The following is a 17101-nucleotide window of genomic DNA, read 5'->3' as shown; positions in this document are numbered from 1 at the left end:
AGGAGCCTTTGAAATAAATCGCCTTTAATAGCATTTCCTACATAATAAAATACCTATATCCTGCACAAAATAAAAGCGAAAAAGAAAGAAAGGAGATTCGATTATGAACAACGAAAAAAATACCTTGGATGCGTCTTTTGCCCGCAATACGCTGGATCAAATCCCCACCCCAGCCAGCGATGCAAAACGAATTACCGGCCTTGTTAAAAGCGGTGGCAAAGTGACAGGTTATCAGTTGTCCGATAACAGCATTCTGTCCAAGGAAGACTGTATTGATCTGGCTAAACGAGGAGGCGTCATGGGCGTAGGGATTTCTCATCGTGGCAATACAGAATATCTAAAATCGATTCCGGATGGCTCTGAAAACAATAACTTAAGTTCACTGCCCTCCATCCATTAGCCCGCTAAATGACGATTATTAATAGACAGCAAAGAAAAAGCAAAAAAATAGATCAAAAAAATTTCGATTTTTTAATATCAGCTTATTGACATTAAACCATAGTTTAACGTTTAGAATGATAATTAATATATATTATAAAGGAGGTCTAAACGTGAAAAAAAGATATGTAAGCATCGTTATTTCAATTTTATTAGTTACTTCTGGGTTATATGGCTGTGGAAACAAGGCCGTTTCGTTTGATACCTCAAATCCAGAAGAGAAAGCATCAATATCTCAAATTTTTGCTTTTGGTGACAGTTTTTCAGATAATGGGGGGAGTCTGAAAGTAAGTACAGAGGTTATGAATTTACCGACGCCCATTACCGGTGCAAGCATCTTACCTTGTGATCCCCAAAGCGATCTATATTGGGAAGGCAGATGGTCAAACGGAAAGACTGCAGTAGAGTATTTAGCCTCTGAATTGGACGTAAAACTGACCAATTATGCAGTAGGCGGAGCAAAAAGTGGAAAAGATAACTACTATGATTGGCTTAACAGCTATAAGAAGACAGGAGTATTAAGTCAAATAGACTGGTTTAAAAGCAGTTTAAAAAATGGAAAAGCAGACTCTGACGCGCTATATTTCATTTTTGTTTCTGCAAATGACTATTTTTATCATATGGACTATAATACGCCTGATTCTATCAAGGAGTTATCCGCACAAACGGTGAAAAATATTAATACTGCAGTGACTACGCTGTCTAAATTGGGAGCCAAGAAATTTATGTTGGTAAGTTGTGTAGATTTATCCATTGAACCTTGGGAAGTAAGCAATTCAAGAATAGCTCAAGCAGAAGAATATACCACGAATGTAAACACTGCTTTATCCGGTGGATTAAACGATTTAATGGATAAATTAAATGTAGATATTATATATTTTGACTATCCGAAAGAAGTAAGTCAAGAGATCAGAACTAATCCAGATCAGTACGGAATAAAAGAGCTGAATAAACCGTATGAATTTACTTCTCCTGAAATAGTAAAGAGTGAGGGAAATCCTGAGGAATACTATTTCTGGGATGAATGGCATCCAACCACTACTGTTCATAAAATAGCAGGGGAAGAAATGGCGGAAGAAATAGAACAATAGCGGAAGAATATTAAAGAGCTGCAATATGAAAATCATTCATAGCAGCTCTTTTACTTTGATATACCTTTTTCACTTACAGGAAATAGGCAAAACTATTTCCGTTACATACTTTTGCTCATCATTAGTACTCCATGGATCGATTAAATATTTTTCAATTGAAGAGCCAAGAGGCAGAATTTTATTCTCATGGCACCAATGAATCAGTTTTAAATAAGAAAGATGGATATCTGCATATGTGCCAATATGAACGAGAGAAACAGCTTTAAAGCCTCCAAAATCTAATATTGAATCAGAATGCGTGATCTCATCATAGATGGGGACATAAATATCAAGTTCATTAAAAGTTCCTTCAATTCTTTCTTTGTAGTCTCTATAAAATAAAAGAACTGGTCCTGCACAGTATAAATTGTATTTTTCGGCAGTATTCACAATCTGTTTGTTGACCAATATTGAATCAAAATCATGGCGTTCTTGATTACAATTAATTAACACTTTGGAAGCTACCACTTGACGAAGGGGGAAATTTACTATTTTAACATCTGAAGTTGGCAAGATATTGTTTAAATAATCTTGACCTTCATTTATAAGGTGAGACCATTCTCGAACTGCAGCATGTTTTCTATAAGATTTTTGAATTTCACCTTCAATTTCTTCTAGCTTTTTTGTGAAATATTTTTGTATTTGTTCGAGATTGGTTCGATTCAATAGAATGCTTATTTCTTTTAATGTGAAACCAATACGTTTATAATATTTAATCATCAATACAAAAAAAATCTTTTCTTGGCTATAATATCGATAATTTGTTTCTGTGCAGATTCTATCAGGTTTCAAAATTTTCATTTTATCATAATACCGTAGAGTAATTGGGGAAATTTCACAAATTTCGGCAAGTTCACCAATTAGAAATTCACTTTTCTTTAAATCCATCTGTCTATATCACCTACTTTAAGGTACATTATAATCCTTTTTATCACTTTGTGTCAATTATTAAATTCCCGGTCATAAATCAGCACCACCCTTGCAACGACTGGCTTGCGAGAGCTATAAGCCTTAATTATCGGTCAGCGTCTAAGGGCACAGGCTTTATATTTTTTGCTTTCACTTTCCCTCCTTTTTACACTTAATCTGTCTAAAGCAATGTTAAAAAGGCATATCAGCAAATACATGCTCATATGCCTTTTCCTATCCCCTTTGCAGCCACTTCCTACTACCGAACTTCTACAGTACATGGGGCCATACTCAGCGGTTTAGAGATTCCTTCATAGGTCAGCCGAATCCGAGGACGCATTCCCGCGGTTTCATACTGGTCGGAAGCATAAGTCAGTTCCTGTCCATTAGGGGCACCGGTTAGAACCAACCCTCTATTTTCTAGTTTTCCTTCGCTCCATGCAGCTGCGATTGTTGTAATATCAATTTCGGTGTAACTCATATGTGGCTGATCTTCGTAGTCCACCCTCAAGCTGTCATCAAATCGCGGAAGCATATACCAGCTGCTGTAGACACTAAAATAATCCAGCAGTGGAAAAAGGGCGTATTGGTCCGTCAAAGGACTCGCAGTGCTTTCCATAACCTTCATCGGTAGTTTAAAAAGAATAAGCTTTGCTTCTTTCAAAGGCGTAAAAAAAACAGCGGGAGGAAGTTCAAAAGAGAGATAGGTTATAAAATTTTGTCCAATCCGTAATTTGTCATTATTATAGGTGAAACATTGGATACCGTTTATTAAACTGACCGATCCCGTACATGTTAAATCCATAAAACCCATTTTAATATCACCAATATCATATTATGATGATAGAAATATATTGGTGCTGATGTTACCGCTTGGCAGTCACACAAACTTTGTTTTTGAATACATTATAAAGGGAAGTACTTCCTTTCAAATTAAAAAAAGCAAGGAGAGAATTTTTATGGCAGAAGTTGCTATTACTGTTACAAGTGGTACTCCTTTCAATACTGATAGTAGTGATTCCGTATTATTCATCGAGGTGACTAATACGGAGGCGATCCCTTGTAAACCAGGCACAAACGCTTATTATTATATTAGTTTGTCTGACGGCACAGCTGATGAGACGTACACGTTCTCAGTAGCACAAACAGGTACCATTGATCCAAATCAGGCAGAGGCCTTTGTAGTAGAAAATACCACATTGGGAACAGTTACCACTTCCTCTGGTGTAATTTATTACACCGCAGCTTAAAAATGACTTCTAATTAGAAAATATAAAAAACTCCCCGACGCAACATTCATGCTGTCGGGGAGTTTTTTATGTTATGCTAAGCGCCTATTAGAAGTTGATATCTTCTCCATAATAACAAGCTTTCAGCAGTTTCTCCATCTCTTCCTGAGTCGGTATCCTTGGATTGGAACCGGTGCAAGCATCGCCGATGGCCAGCTCTGCTACCAGTGACAGTTTTTCCAGGAATTCTGCCTCATCAATAATACCGCCTTCGTATTCTTTGATCGAATCAGGTATACTCAGCAGCTGATTCATGGCTTTAATCTCCTTCACCAGCGCTTCAATCAGCTCCGCCTCTGTATCGCCAACCAAACCCATAAGTCGGGCGATGTCCGCATATCTATGTGCCGCCTCTGCCTCTTTTGCATTGAACTGAATCACTCTCGGCAGGTACATGGCATTGGCACAGCCATGGACGATATGGCCGCCGCTATAGGCTGCTCCAGTCTTGTGAGCCATGGAATGGACGATACCTAACAGGGCATTGGAGAAAGCCATACCGGCCAAACATTGGGCGTTGTGCATGTTGGCTTTTGCCTCTTTCTCCCCATCGTAAGACTTTTTCAAGTTTTCGTGGACCATTTTAATGGCATGAAGTGCCAGAGGGTCTGTATAATCGCAATGCAAGGTGGAAACATAGGCCTCTATGGCGTGGGTCATGGCATCCATCCCCGTGTGGGCCACCAGCTTAGCTGGCATCGTTTCCGCCAATTCTGGATCGACGATGGCTATATCTGGAGTAATGTTGAAATCCGCCAGCGGGTATTTGATGCCTTTTTTATAGTCCGTGATTACACTAAAAGCCGTTACCTCCGTAGCGGTTCCTGAGGTGGACGGAATGGCGCAAAATCTAGCCTTAGTCCTCAGCTGCGGGAAATTAAATGGCGTAATTAAATCCTCAAAGGTGGTATCCGGGTATTCGTAAAAGGCCCACATGGCCTTTGCCGCATCAATAGGGGAACCGCCGCCCATGGAGATAATCCAATCCGGCTGGAAAACACCCATAGCCTCCGCTCCTCGCATAACGGTGTCCACGCTAGGGTCCGGTTCGACGTTTTCAAATAATTCCACTTCCATACCAGCTTCTTTCAGCAAATCCACGGCCTTGTCCAAAAATCCAAAGCGTTTCATGGAACCGCCGCCTACTACCAAAAAGGCTTTTGTTCCTTTTAAGTTTTTCAACTCAGCTAAAGAGCCACTTCCGTGATAAATGTCTCTCGGTAATGTAAATCTTCCCATTTGCTCTTCCTCCTTCTCTACCTGCATCCAGTTCCTCTGAATTTTACTTCCATATAGACTTTTAGCCAGGCGTTGTGTGAACAGTTTAACTGTATTATTTTAAGACCATTATAGCGGTCTTTTTCATGCATTTCAACAAAAAAGTATCGACAGCCTGCTGACGATACTTGCCGCATTTCTGCTGACGAAACAACCAGTTAAACCTCCGATTATGCGCACACCGTCCAACCGTTTGTCAGCAAAGGTCTTTGTTCATCCACAGTCCATGTTGGCTGCAATAAAAATACAAAACGCCCTTTCCCATAATGGGCAGACGCACCTCTGGATTCTGTTCCGGATATAGCTTAATCAACAGTACCCGATCGTAAGTCACCCAAGCCACAAAGCTGATAAAGTGATCTTTCTTCATGGGATGATCCCATGTGAGGTATCGATCATTTTCCACTTTTGCTACGGTGAGCTGATGCAGTTCATCAGCCGGATGAGCCACCAGGGCGGTCAGCTTCCGCCCGCAGCAGGATGTTTCTCCCGACCCCGTAGCCGTGAGAATATTCCCACAGGTGGGGCAAACGTAAAACTTCATTTTTTTCATATTTCCTCCGTCTGCATCGTTAGGCGCCAAATCACCCAACAATATTTTTTCAATATTTACTTCAAGCAGCTGGGAGAGCTCCTGGAGCAAGGATACGTCTGGGCAGCCCATGCCTCGTTCCCATTTGGAAATTGTTTTATCACTGATATTCATCTTATCGGCCAGCTGTTTCTGGGTCAGCCCTTTTTCCCTTCGCAGACTTCGTATCAATTCTCCAACTTTGTTACAATCCATGTTGTGCACCTCCCTATTTAGACTAACTGGAAATATAAAAAAATTCAATCCACGCTCCGTAGACTTCCAGTAAAAGGCTCCCTATACCCTATTCTGACAGATTATGCCGGTAGTTTCTATTTGCTGAGATATGGTATACTATGTAGATAAACCCTTAAGCGCAAAATCATACAGGAGCACCTATGAATCTATTTGACCACATCAACCTTATCACCCTGCTGATTTCAGCATTTTTCTTTATGCCGCTGCTCACCGGCCTGCTGCACCCCATTTCCGGCAGTCGCATCCAGCAGGCTTTTTTGTCGTTGCTGAACAGCCTGCTCTTCATCCTGGGGCTGATTCTGGCCTTTCAATTTACGGACGGCCTCTTTACCGGTGCAGGCGGCAAGCTTTTTACCCTAATCCAGTCTCTGGCACCCGGCTTCCAGAACTGGCTGACCCGCTACCAACACGATATCGCCGCCCGGGTGCTGGCTTTGTTTGTCGTTCTGGCGGTTATGCTCTGGCTGTTGGAACTGCTGACACTTCCCCTTCACCGCTGGCTGCTCCAGCCCCTGTCGACCCGAGCCGTCCGCACCTTCGACCGGTTAGGAGACTGGACCAAAGGCTTCCTCAGTCTGATTTGGCAGCTGCCAAAGTCCGTCTGCCTAGTCCTAGTATTGACTCTGCTTCTTCATTTTTACACGGGTTTCATCAACAATCCCACAGCCAATCAATATATTCAGCGCTCTGCTGCCTATCAGCTGATGGATACCCGTCTCCTCCAACCCCTGCTCCGCACCGAAGCGGTCCAGCAGTTACCCGTGCTCTTCAATGACTCTTTTAAAAAAGCCGAAGAAGATTTTGCCCGGCGCAGTGAAGACGGTGGAAATTCCAACTACTGGAAAGTTCCTGTCATCAAATATTTTAATGGTATGACTCTGGATGAAGCCATCCGCTCTAATGAAGCAATCGATGCCAAAGCTCGGGAAATCGTCGGCACAGCCACCGAGGACCGAGAAAAGGCCTACCTGCTATATCAGTGGGTCAGCCAGAGCATTCAGTATGATAAGGCAAAGGCAGCTCTTATCGTGGACAATGCGTCTCACTTGGAATCCGGCTCTATCGTCACCTTTGAACAGCGGGAAGGCATCTGCTTTGACTACGCCTGCCTGTACATCTCCATGTGTCAAGCGACTGACCTCCAGGTTCGTTTTGTCACCGGACTGGGTTACAACGGTTCCTCCTGGGGAGATCACGCCTGGAATCAGGTGTACGACTCCCAATCCCAACGCTGGCTGGATGTAGATACCACTTTCGGGCATTCCGGCTATAATTATTTCGACACCGCGGCCTTTTCCACTGACCACAAATATCAAGTAGTTCAAGGACAATGGTAGAAACAGCTGATTACTTCCCTGCTACCAGCCGGTTAATCTGGGTGGACACATAGCCTGCTCCATATCCGTTATCAATGTTTACGACCGAGATGCCATTCGCACAAGAGTTAATCATGGTCAGCAGCGCCGACAATCCATTCATGCTGGCTCCGTAGCCTACAGAGGTCGGTACGCCGATGATCGGCTTGTCCACCAATCCGGCCATAACGCTGGCCAAAGCCCCTTCCATCCCCGCCACCGCAACAATACAGTTAGCCGTCTGAATGGTTTCAATCCGAGATAGAAGCCGATGGATACCACAGACCCCTACATCGTAAATCCGCTCTACGTAGCTTCCGAAATATTCAGCGGTCTGAGCGGCTTCTTCCGCTACAGGAATGTCTGCCGTTCCGGCAGTGCAGACGGCAATCTTACCAATCCGCTTTTTGTCCGGCTTTTCAATTTTAATGATTCGGGACAGGCTATCATACTGGGTCTGAGGATATTTTTCGCGAATGATCTCGTACTGAGACGGGGTAGCTCTGGTACCGAAGACTTCCCCATCGGACTCATACAGCCGTCCAAAGATGTCTAGCAGGTGTGCATCGCTCTTGCCGCTGCAAAAAATCACCTCCGCAAAGCCCGAACGAATCTTCCGGTGGGTGTCCAGCTTGGCAAAACCCATTTCTTCAAAAGGCTGTCTTCTGAAATACTGCTCGGCTTCCTCTACCGAAACCTGCCCTTTTTGTACCTGCAATAAGATTTCTCTTGCGTCCATATTTTACCTCTTTCTATTGGCATGGAATCTATTTTTAGGATTCCCCCTCTTTTTTAATTTTGCTCTATTATATCAAAATTTGTTTTGGAAACAAAGGATTTCCCGTTTATTTCTCCTGGTCAATCAATTTTATAAATAATAAAACAACCGCCTATGATATTGTTTTATCAAAGACGGTTGCCTTTTTATTGTCTTTATAGACTCTTTCTAGGAATTCCTCATTTCATTTAAACAAGTAAGGTGACAAATTAAGGGGCTGCCACAATAATAACAGTCTTTGTGCCGCAGTCAGAAAATCCCATCAAATTTAAATTAACGGTGTAAGTCCCTGCCTTCGTAAAAACTCCCTTTTTCAAAATCAACGAGCCATCGGAGTTAGAAGTAAAAAGTTTATTATCCTCAATTGTCTTAGAAATTCCCTCACCATTAATCTTCACCACGGTTCCCGTGCCAGAAAAGCCGGTAATTACTACATCTTCATCTATATAGTACTGTCCCGCTGACAAGTCAGGCCGCTCAGGCTGTGGCTCAGGGGTAACAGGAGCATCGGCTTCCTTAACAACTTGTGTTACCGTGAAGGTAACCGAAGTCATGTTGTCAGCAGAAATGGTAACGGTCTCCCTATACGTTCCTTTTTCAAGTCCAGTCTTCGGTGTAATGAAAAGGTCCGTCCCCGCATCTACTGCCAAGGTAGTGTCCACTGCTCCCAGCGTGAAATGGCTGTTTACACCGCCAGACAAGGCAGCCTTCAGGTTTGTCAGCGGCTGATTGCCTGTATTGGTAAGTGTTACGTTCTCCTGCTCTCCGGCAGCATATCCCTCCGTAAGCTGATCAAAAGTTATATTGGCAATGGTGCCAATATCATACTTATGTGCGTCTGCGCCAGGAGCGGCTACAATCTGAATAGACTTTTCTGTTTTTAAGAATGGCATGCCTGCCATATATACGTTAACCGTATATTTCCCTGCCTTACTAAAGGTATTTATTTTCAGGGTTAGCGTCCCAGCCTTATACGTATAATTTGCTTTATCAAGAATATTTGCATTAATTTCCACAACTACTGGTTCAGTCTGATTAAAGTCAGTAATCACGACATCTTCATCAATATAGTATTGTCCGGAAGGCAATACCGGCCGCCCATCCCCTGGCTCTGGGGTGACAGGAGTTTCCTCTTCCCCGACAATTTGTGTGACAGTAAAGGTAACAGGGGTCATATTGTCAGCAGAAATGGTAACGGTTTCCGTATACGTGCCTTTTTCAAGACCAGTCTTCGGTGTAATGGAAAGGTTCGCACCAGCACCTGCGACCAGGGTGGTGTCCAAGGCTGCTAATGTAAACTTACTATCCACACCGCCGGACAGGATCGCCTTTAGGTTTGTCAGCGGCTGATTGCCTGTGTTGTTAATTGTTACGTTTTTCTCTAATCCGGTGCCATATCCCTCCAGGAGGCTGTCGAAAACCACATTGGCAATAGGTCCAACTTGATAACCTGGCTTACCTGCACCGTCCTCCAGCTTGACCTTTACAGTCTGTGTCGCATAATTGCTGGATTTTATCTGCACAGAGTAGGTTCCCACTTCGTTAAAGTTTTTATGGTACAGATTTATCTGACCATCTTTAAGGGTAAAATATTTGCTGCTGCCGTAGCCTGCACCATTAAAGAGTGCTTCACCGCCATTTATGCGCACCTCTGGGCTGGAAAGGTCAGCTGGAATGCCCTTTATAACCACATCATCCCCAACATAGAAGGTATTAGCCGCCGGCTCTGGGGTATATGTGCCGTTTGCAAAGGTAATCTTCTGCTTGATGGTTTTATAGCCAGAAGAGCGAATGGTCAACGTATCCCCCTCCATGATACGATTAGCTAAAGTTTCTTTCGGGAAGAACAGTTCGCCCTCCGCTGTCCATTCATATTCGCTGGCACGAAGCCCTGTGCTGCCAACCATAATATGAGCATCAAAAGGCACATTTGCCATAGCGGCTCTCCATGCGTCGACGGATATGTCCTCCTCCGGAATATCGGCAAAAGCTAACGTAAGGCCAGACTGCCAGTTAGCCCTGGTAATGCTTACAACTGGATGCGGCGCAGCGATTTGCTCATAGAAATCATAAGGATCGCCCAATTTTCCATTTTCCAGTACATTTTTTACTTCCCACATATCCCAGAACAGCCCATCCGCCGCCGTAGCACGCATTGGCTTGCTGGCTACATAATCTTCAAAGCTTAATTGAGAAGCAACATAGCGTTCCCAATCATACAGATCCATAGAACCGTATCCACGAACGACTTCCTTGCGGGCTTCATCCCACCATTTTAAGACGCCCTTGCTGGCCTCCGTTTCCAGGTTGTGTTCTTTCAGCAGCTGAGCATTAGCCAAAAGATCGAAGTTAAACACTAAAAATGCTGGCACGGTGCCGGTAGCACCGCTGACACCATCCACATCTCCGCCGCCGCTGGATGAAGTAGCCGCTGAAATGGCCATAACTTCTCTGGAGGCTGGAATGTTACCCGGCTTCGCTGTAAAAGTAAGGCTGGCATCCTTGTAGCCATAACACTTTACCGTAAGCGTATTTTCGCCTTCCTTTGTTAACACATTCTCCGAAAGCGTTAGAAGATTAAATACGAAGGAATACTGCTCCGTACTTAATTTTACGCCATTTAATACTACTTCATAAACTGGAGTTTTCCAGTTGAATCCTAAATTGCTAAGCTTAAAGGAGGTCTTGGCATAAGTATATACCGATTCGGCCCCATCATTTATACTGATTGTCAGAGCCGGGCTCTGTATCTCCAGGTTCAAAACAAACGTTTCACTGCCTTCTGAATAAATGCGAACCGTGTATATACCTGGGTCCAAGCTCTTTGTGTTTAAAGCCAGACCGTCTTCCTGCTCCGTATAACCCATATCAGAAGGGACGTAGCGGATAAGTTCCGACCAGTCATAGCTTAAGTAAGTAATACGCGTAATCTTATTTGCCCAGTCGCGATAACCTTGTGCGCGCTCAGGGGAATAAGCATATACCGCATTTTGTCCCTGATCCGCCCGAAGCGTAAACCGCTCGGCAAGAGTTGTTGCCCCGCTCACCGCATCCGATGCAGAAAAGGTAGTCTTTTCTGGGAAAATTCGAGCATTTCCAAACTCATCAATATCGGTATCTAAATAATAGTCGGCGCTATTCATTTCAATTCTGCCATATACTTCAAAGGGAGCTGCCAGTACCGTTTGTGTACCTTGCAGCATAATCACCATACTTAACAGCACAGACAAGAAAACTGACGACAATTTCTTCATATGCAACCTCTTTCTCAAAATAAAGTTATTTAATTCAGATAAACATTATCAGCGAAGCGCAAGCGTTGCCGTTGTATTATCCGATTTGTTTGTAATGACAAGTTTTGCTTGGCCTGCTTTTAGTTCGTACTTAACGACAGTGCCTTCTGTGGTGACAGGGGTAAATTCATTTGTCACATCCGTACCATCAATGGCGAATTTGTAGTCGGCTATTGTTCCCGTCTCAAAGACCACTGATACATATTCTACCGGACCTACAAAAGATACGGCCCAACTCTTCAGGTAACTTGGTGTGCTCGGATTTGGGGTAGACCCACCAGAATTATTGGAGCCGCCAGAGCTGCCAGAACCACCAGAGCTACCGGAACTGCCAGAGCCGCCGGAACTGCCCGAAGTGCCTGTGCTGCCGGAACTATTGGAAACCACCTTCTCGCCAACTTTCATCGTGGTATTGTTGCCAAGCGTAACATTGCTAGGTGAAATGGAAGAAACTACGCCGTTTGATTGAATAACAGCACGGGAAATAACTCCAGTTCCGGTAATCGTTGCCGGGGCATTTGCTTGCAGCGCCACCACACTTGTACCGTTTGAAAGCAGAATGCTTGACTGCTGTGTGCTTTTATCTACAATTAGGTTCTGAATAGTTCCGCTAGAAAGCCGAACATTGGGATTGGATCCCTGAACCGTAATATCGCCGAAATTTCCTTCAAACTGCACTAAAGGACCGGTTCCGCTGCCTTGAACGGTCAATCCGCCAATCGCTTTAGCCTCTCCAGTATTTTGAAGGATTGCACCACTCTTTAATAGCACATCAGAAACTTTGCTGGAGCCTTCTACCACAACACGCACCTTATTTTGCGTGTCATTGATAACCAAGGTTTTTCCAACTTGTGAATCCCGAAGATGAATACTATTTCCACCGCCGCCAAGGACGACAAGCCTTCCCATAACCTATACATTATTCAGGTCCACTTGTCCTTGCCCAATACCCTGTGTGAGAAAGAGGTCCCCCTTAATCGTCACATCGTTCAATACGGCAGCATCTGAATTAATAACAAGATTGCCTTCAACGACATCGGCAGCTTGTGAAGAATTCCATACGTTCCCGGCCATATTTTCTATGAGTGCTACAAGCTCCGCACGGGTAATGTTGTTCTTTGCTTTTATAGTATTATTGCTGCCCTGAAGATAGCCCTCTTGAACAAGCCCCGCCACGGCAGAACGTGCCCATTGATCCACCTCTGACTTATCGGTATAACTTGCTAGCACATTGGTATCAGCCCCTGAAATCTCAAAAGCTCTTGATAACAGCATACACGCTTCCTGCCGGGTGATGTATTTATTAGGTTGGAAGGTTCCGTCTTCATATCCATTTATGATTCCAGCCTCCTTCATCTGTCCTACAGCATTTGCATACCAGCTTTTAGCAGAGATGTCTATAAAATCACCAAGTGATGTAGTTGCAGCTGGAAGCTGGAAAACACGATTCAAGATTACGGAAAACTCCGCCCGTGTAACAGCATTGTCTGGCTTAAAGCTCCCATCCTCATAGCCCAAAATGGTATTATTGGATTGCCACTTGGTGATATTCTCCTTATTCCAATGCTTTTCAATGTCATTATATCCACTTTCGGCCAAAGCACTTTGACCTAAAATAGTAAGTACGAATGCCGCCATGGCAAGCACTCGAAATTTTTGCATAATTTTCATTAGATACGCTCCTTATCAGTTTTAATACTGCCCTATACTCAATTATTAGATTTTTCTCTAAGCAACTACTTTAATCATCATAACCTCCTTTGTCTATTTTAAATTTGAATTCCCCTGATTTTCATGACTGTAGGTCTTATAACTGCTTCTTGATTTTAGTTAGATATAGCTAACTATCGATTAAAAAAATATATCCACAGGTATTCATTTCTTGCAGCTCTTAATGACTGCGGGGAAGATTCCCGATTAAATCATTAACCGCCATTTAATCTATATTTTAAACCCAATTTAACCTTGGGTATGGGGAAAGAGTTAGATAAGTATACTTCAACTTTTTCTGGTTTAAGAGATAAGTAAGATGACGTGTCGGCGGTAAGTAATACGGCCGAGAAAAACAAATTTTGAAGTTAGCACTTGCTAACCATTTGGAATTTATAGTACCATATATTTCTATGTCCGTCAAGATTATTTTCTATCGCTGATATGCCCTAGAAACAGATGGTTTTCTTGCAAAGGCTTCTGTGATAAAATAAAGGTCAATTAAAATAGTTGGACAAGTTCATGCTTAGCCCGTGCATTCAGGAGGATTCACACATGACCATCTGGTATTATCTCTTATCTTTTATTTCAGGAACAGCATTGACCATTCAAGTAGGCGTAAACGGCCAGCTTCGAAATCAGGTGGAAAGTCCCGTACTCTCCTCGCTAATCAGCTTTGCCGTGGGGACCTTGTGCCTGGCCCTAGTCTTTTCTTTTTTTGTATTTAATGGCACTTATACGCTGCCCAAGGATAGCTGGTCCGGCCTTCGCTGGTGGATGTTTACCGGCGGAGCCCTAGGCGCGTTTTACTTATTTACCACCATCGCGGCTTCCCCTCGAATTGGCTTTGCCAACATGTTCAGTTTGGTGGTCTGCGGTCAGATGCTGCTGACCATCCTCTTCGACCATTTTGGTCTCCTGGGAAATCAGGTTCACCTGTTAACTATTCCTCGGGCTCTGGGCTTGGTTTTACTTCTTTCCGGAGTCTATTTAATTCAAAAATTTTGATGGTAACGGCTGCACAAGAGGAGGTACACAGATGTCTATTTACGTAAAAGATTTATTCCAATTGGATATCTTTAAAAATTTCAAAGTAGTGGCCGGGCAAAATGGCTTAAACCGCATTCTCTCCGCCGCCCAAGTGCTAGATTTTGAGTTTATGGATGGTTATGAGAACCGTCGGGGCAGCATGTTTGATAAAAACAGCTTAGTTCTCAGCAGCTTACTCTTTGCTAAAGGCCGGGAAGAAGCTCTTCTGCAAGCTGTCCAGCAACTGGCTGCTCTGGGCATCAGTGCTTTTGCCTATAAGAACGTCATCTATAAGCAACTCCCTCAGGAAGTGTTGGATTTTGCCAACGCTGCCCAACTGCCTATTTTAGAGTTTCACGATGAAGATGCCTTTTTTGAAGACCTCATCTTTGCTGTCATGAATTTACTGAAGATAGATTCTAACTTGACTTTACTGGAAAATCGAATTCAGGATCTAGGTAAAGCTGAATTTTCCTCAGAAGAGCTAGAAGCCCGCATTGCTTCTTTAAACCCTCACTTGCAGCCACAAATTCAAGCTTTCTACCTGAAAGTTGGCGATGAAAATCGAGTTATGAGCCTGCTGTTTTCTTTTCGTCCTCCCGAAAAGTTTAGCTATACCAGCATTGTCTCCAAATATAAAAAGGACCTTCTACTGATCTTTTCCAGCGATAAATCAGGGAAAGATTTTCAACCCACTTTGGGGGATGCGCTGTTCTATCTGGGCCTGGAAGCCGGAACTCTGCCTCTGGGCATCAGTGCTGTCCACCAGAACCGGAAGCAACTGCCTACGGCGATAGAAGAAGCCATCCAAGCGGCCATAGTAGGCCGAATTCAAGGCCAGCAGCAGACTTGGTACAATCAAATCGGTGAATACCAGCTGCTATTGCCAGAACTTCACTCTGTCCATGTACAAAACTATATGAAGCGGTATCTTCGTCCCATCCTGCCGAAAAGCGACGAAGGCCGAGACTTGATCAAGACAGCTGTGCAGTTCGTCCTGGCAGGCGGAGATCTGAACTTAACCTGCCAACGACTTTTCTGCCATAAGAATACCGTTCGCTACCGGGTAAACAAGATTCATGAACTGCTGGACCCCCATAGCCATGAGCTGACATTTTTTGAGCACTTAGCCGTAGCCATAAAAATTTATCTGCTTAACGAGTACGTACACTGAGGCTGCCTAGGCGGCCTCTTTTCTTTGCCATTTCTTCCTTCCAGACCATTCTCCCTTAACTGAATCACATGACTCCTGTCACCCTTTCCTGCTATGTTTAACAATCCTAATGCGCAACAGTCATTCTTTCTATAAAAGAAGCCTTTTACCTTGTTTTTTATACAAAAAACTCTAGTAATTTTTGTATAGCCAATTAATGAAACCCCTGATTTTTTTTATTATACTAAAAAAAAGAGTTTCTAGATCTGCAACATACAGCTCGGATGCAGGATAAGGAGGTCCTATGTTTCATTATTATTTGCCAGTGGCCCTAATTGTCACCGCCAACCTGATTTACCAAAACGCCACCAAGATTATGCCTGCTCAAATAAACCCTTTTTTAAGCCTGACTTTAGCCTACCTGATAGCAGCAATCTGCTCGACTGCCGTATTTTTTCTCTATGGCCCTTCTGAACCTATTCAATCACAAATCAGGCATATGAACTGGGCACCCTTTGCTCTTGGGCTGTCCATCGTGCTCCTAGAATACGGCTATATTGCTTTGTACCGATCAGGTTGGAATATCAGTATTGGCCCCTTGGTATGCAACATCATCTTATCCCTACTGCTGATTTTAGTAGGCCTGTTTGTATACAGGGAAAGTATCACATTGGTTAAAATAGCCGGAGTCGGCCTCTGTCTGGCGGGTCTGCTGCTGATAACAAAAAATTAGTAAAGAAACATCTTGCTGTACAAAGGAGCCTGCACTCTGACAAAAAAACGGTAACACAGCCTATAATGCGATTCTCGATGTAATATGGCTAAAACAAGTTTGATCCTTGCGGCACTTGCACAAGGACAAAATAAAGAAAGGTGGTATGAGATGTTCCAATTAAAAGTCTTATGCAAAGAAGAAACAGAACAAGTGTTAAAGATGAATGCAGTGATTGAAAACGTAGAGGAAGTCTATCGGCAGAAAGCCCTAGGAGAAACGGAGGTATTCCCGCTGATCTTTCATGAGTTTCAGCCAGGTATAGCCGATATGGACATTAAATCCGGCTGGCTGAAAGGCAGCGGTCTCTTTGGCCTGAAGCTGGTCTCTTGGTTTGGTGATAATATAGGCAAACAACTCCCGCCGCTTATCGGCACCGTCATGGTCTTTGACGACAGTACCGGAGCCCCGCTGGGTATCTTGGACGGCAGCTACATTACAGGCATCCGCACGGGCGCCGCCGGTGCTCTGGGAGCCAAATATCTGGCTAATCCCGATTCTCAACGACTCCTTCTGGTCGGGGCAGGACATGTGGCCACATTTCAAATTGCTGCCACACTGACCTTGTTCCCTAATATCAAGGAAGTCTTTATCTACGATGCCTTAGACTACAAATCAGCTGAAATTTTCGCCCAAACGATTAAAGAAGGACTTTTGAAAACCCTAAACATTCCCTACAATTCGGATATTCAATTCACCGCTGTTTCAGATATCCAAAAGGCCACTGCACAAAGTGACATCATCATTACGGTGACACCAGCCAGGACCCCTCTTATTCACTGGGAATGGGTCCAGCCTGGCACTCATTTCAGCTGTATTGGGGCCGACATGTCTGGCAAGGAGGAAATTGATTCAGAAATTTTAAGACATGCGCGAATCTTTGTGGATGACTTAGAACAGTGCATCAATGTTGGGGAAATCGAACTCCCTATTAAGAATGGAATTATCTCTAGAGAGCACATCGCCGGAGAAATCGGTGAAATCATCACCGGAAAGACAGCGGGCAGGGAAAGTAAGGAGCAGATTACCGTCTTTGATGCTACGGGCACGGCTCTGCTAGATCTGATTATGGCCAAGTTGGCTTTTAAAGAAGCCGATAAAGCCGGCCTGGGCACTCGCGTCAATTTGTAAGAGTTTT

At 43.7% G+C, this 17101-nt stretch carries 16 protein-coding genes; 8 read left to right on the top strand and 8 right to left on the bottom strand.

Annotation, left to right across the window (positions count from 1 at the left end; genetic code table 11):
- The first annotated feature begins 103 nt into the window (after positions 1–103).
- A complete protein-coding gene (locus tag Ami103574_RS05285) occupies positions 104–400 on the top strand; it encodes a DUF3892 domain-containing protein (RefSeq protein WP_163065636.1) in 297 nt (98 codons plus the stop codon).
- Between the two features lie 151 nt (positions 401–551).
- Complete coding sequence (locus Ami103574_RS05280; RefSeq protein ID WP_163065635.1) at positions 552–1529, top strand: SGNH/GDSL hydrolase family protein; 978 nt, start codon at positions 552–554, stop codon at positions 1527–1529.
- A 69-nt stretch (positions 1530–1598) separates the two neighbouring features.
- Here the strand turns inward: Ami103574_RS05280 and Ami103574_RS05275 are convergent, their stop codons facing one another.
- Both Ami103574_RS05275 and Ami103574_RS05270 read right to left on the bottom strand, forming a co-directional pair.
- Positions 1599–2456, bottom strand: a complete 858-nt coding sequence (locus Ami103574_RS05275; RefSeq protein ID WP_163065634.1) for a MerR family transcriptional regulator — start codon at positions 2454–2456, stop codon at positions 1599–1601.
- A 280-nt stretch (positions 2457–2736) separates the two neighbouring features.
- Positions 2737–3096, bottom strand: coding sequence for a hypothetical protein (locus Ami103574_RS05270; RefSeq protein WP_163065633.1), 360 nt, complete (start codon positions 3094–3096; stop codon positions 2737–2739).
- A gap of 340 nt (positions 3097–3436) precedes the next feature.
- Here Ami103574_RS05270 and Ami103574_RS05265 point away from each other — a divergent pair, with 340 nt between their 5' ends.
- On the top strand, positions 3437–3727 hold the full coding sequence (locus tag Ami103574_RS05265; protein WP_163065632.1) for a hypothetical protein: 291 nt from the start codon (positions 3437–3439) through the stop codon (positions 3725–3727).
- Positions 3728–3814: 87 nt separating this feature from the next.
- Here Ami103574_RS05265 and Ami103574_RS05260 read toward each other — a convergent pair whose 3' ends face one another.
- Positions 3815–5005, bottom strand: a complete 1191-nt coding sequence (locus tag Ami103574_RS05260; RefSeq protein WP_163065631.1) for an iron-containing alcohol dehydrogenase — start codon at positions 5003–5005, stop codon at positions 3815–3817.
- A 235-nt stretch (positions 5006–5240) separates the two neighbouring features.
- Positions 5241–5831 (bottom strand): helix-turn-helix domain-containing protein, encoded by a 591-nt coding sequence (locus Ami103574_RS05255; protein WP_163065630.1) that lies wholly within the window; start codon positions 5829–5831, stop codon positions 5241–5243.
- Positions 5832–6013: 182 nt separating this feature from the next.
- On the opposite strand from Ami103574_RS05255, the gene Ami103574_RS05250 reads away from it, so the two are divergent.
- Positions 6014–7210, top strand: coding sequence for a transglutaminase-like domain-containing protein (locus Ami103574_RS05250; protein WP_163065629.1), 1197 nt, complete (start codon positions 6014–6016; stop codon positions 7208–7210).
- Between the two features lie 10 nt (positions 7211–7220).
- Here Ami103574_RS05250 and larB read toward each other — a convergent pair whose 3' ends face one another.
- The 4 genes from larB to Ami103574_RS05230 all read right to left on the bottom strand — a co-directional run bounded on the left by larB (position 7221) and on the right by Ami103574_RS05230 (position 12970).
- Positions 7221–7967 (bottom strand): nickel pincer cofactor biosynthesis protein LarB, encoded by a 747-nt coding sequence (larB, locus tag Ami103574_RS05245; protein ID WP_163065628.1) that lies wholly within the window; start codon positions 7965–7967, stop codon positions 7221–7223.
- Positions 7968–8215: 248 nt separating this feature from the next.
- A complete protein-coding gene (locus tag Ami103574_RS05240; RefSeq protein WP_163065627.1) occupies positions 8216–11260 on the bottom strand; it encodes a hemoblobin-interacting domain-containing protein in 3045 nt (1014 codons plus the stop codon).
- 48 nt (positions 11261–11308) lie between these two features.
- Positions 11309–12208, bottom strand: a complete 900-nt coding sequence (locus Ami103574_RS05235) for a hypothetical protein (RefSeq protein WP_163065626.1) — start codon at positions 12206–12208, stop codon at positions 11309–11311.
- 3 nt (positions 12209–12211) lie between these two features.
- Positions 12212–12970 carry an S-layer homology domain-containing protein gene (locus Ami103574_RS05230; RefSeq protein ID WP_163065625.1) on the bottom strand — a complete coding sequence of 253 codons (759 nt, stop codon included), beginning with the start codon at positions 12968–12970 and terminating at the stop codon, positions 12212–12214.
- A 594-nt stretch (positions 12971–13564) separates the two neighbouring features.
- On the opposite strand from Ami103574_RS05230, the gene Ami103574_RS05225 reads away from it, so the two are divergent.
- The 4 genes from Ami103574_RS05225 (at position 13565) to Ami103574_RS05210 (ending at position 17094) form a co-directional block, all read left to right on the top strand.
- Positions 13565–14017, top strand: coding sequence for a DMT family transporter (locus Ami103574_RS05225; RefSeq protein ID WP_163065624.1), 453 nt, complete (start codon positions 13565–13567; stop codon positions 14015–14017).
- Positions 14018–14048: 31 nt separating this feature from the next.
- On the top strand, positions 14049–15212 hold the full coding sequence (locus tag Ami103574_RS05220) for a PucR family transcriptional regulator (RefSeq protein WP_163065623.1): 1164 nt from the start codon (positions 14049–14051) through the stop codon (positions 15210–15212).
- 283 nt (positions 15213–15495) lie between these two features.
- Entirely contained in the window at positions 15496–15924 is a 429-nt protein-coding gene (locus Ami103574_RS05215) for a hypothetical protein (RefSeq protein WP_163065622.1), read from the top strand.
- A gap of 150 nt (positions 15925–16074) precedes the next feature.
- Positions 16075–17094, top strand: coding sequence for an ornithine cyclodeaminase family protein (locus Ami103574_RS05210; RefSeq protein ID WP_163065621.1), 1020 nt, complete (start codon positions 16075–16077; stop codon positions 17092–17094).
- Positions 17095–17101 lie beyond the last annotated feature (7 nt).

Origin of the sequence: Aminipila butyrica (genome assembly GCF_010669305.1) — a bacterium.
In the GTDB taxonomy this organism is placed as follows: domain Bacteria; phylum Bacillota; class Clostridia; order Peptostreptococcales; family Anaerovoracaceae; genus Aminipila; species Aminipila butyrica.
Note: the sequence above shows the minus strand (reverse complement) of the source record. Positions and strands in the feature narration are given on the sequence as shown.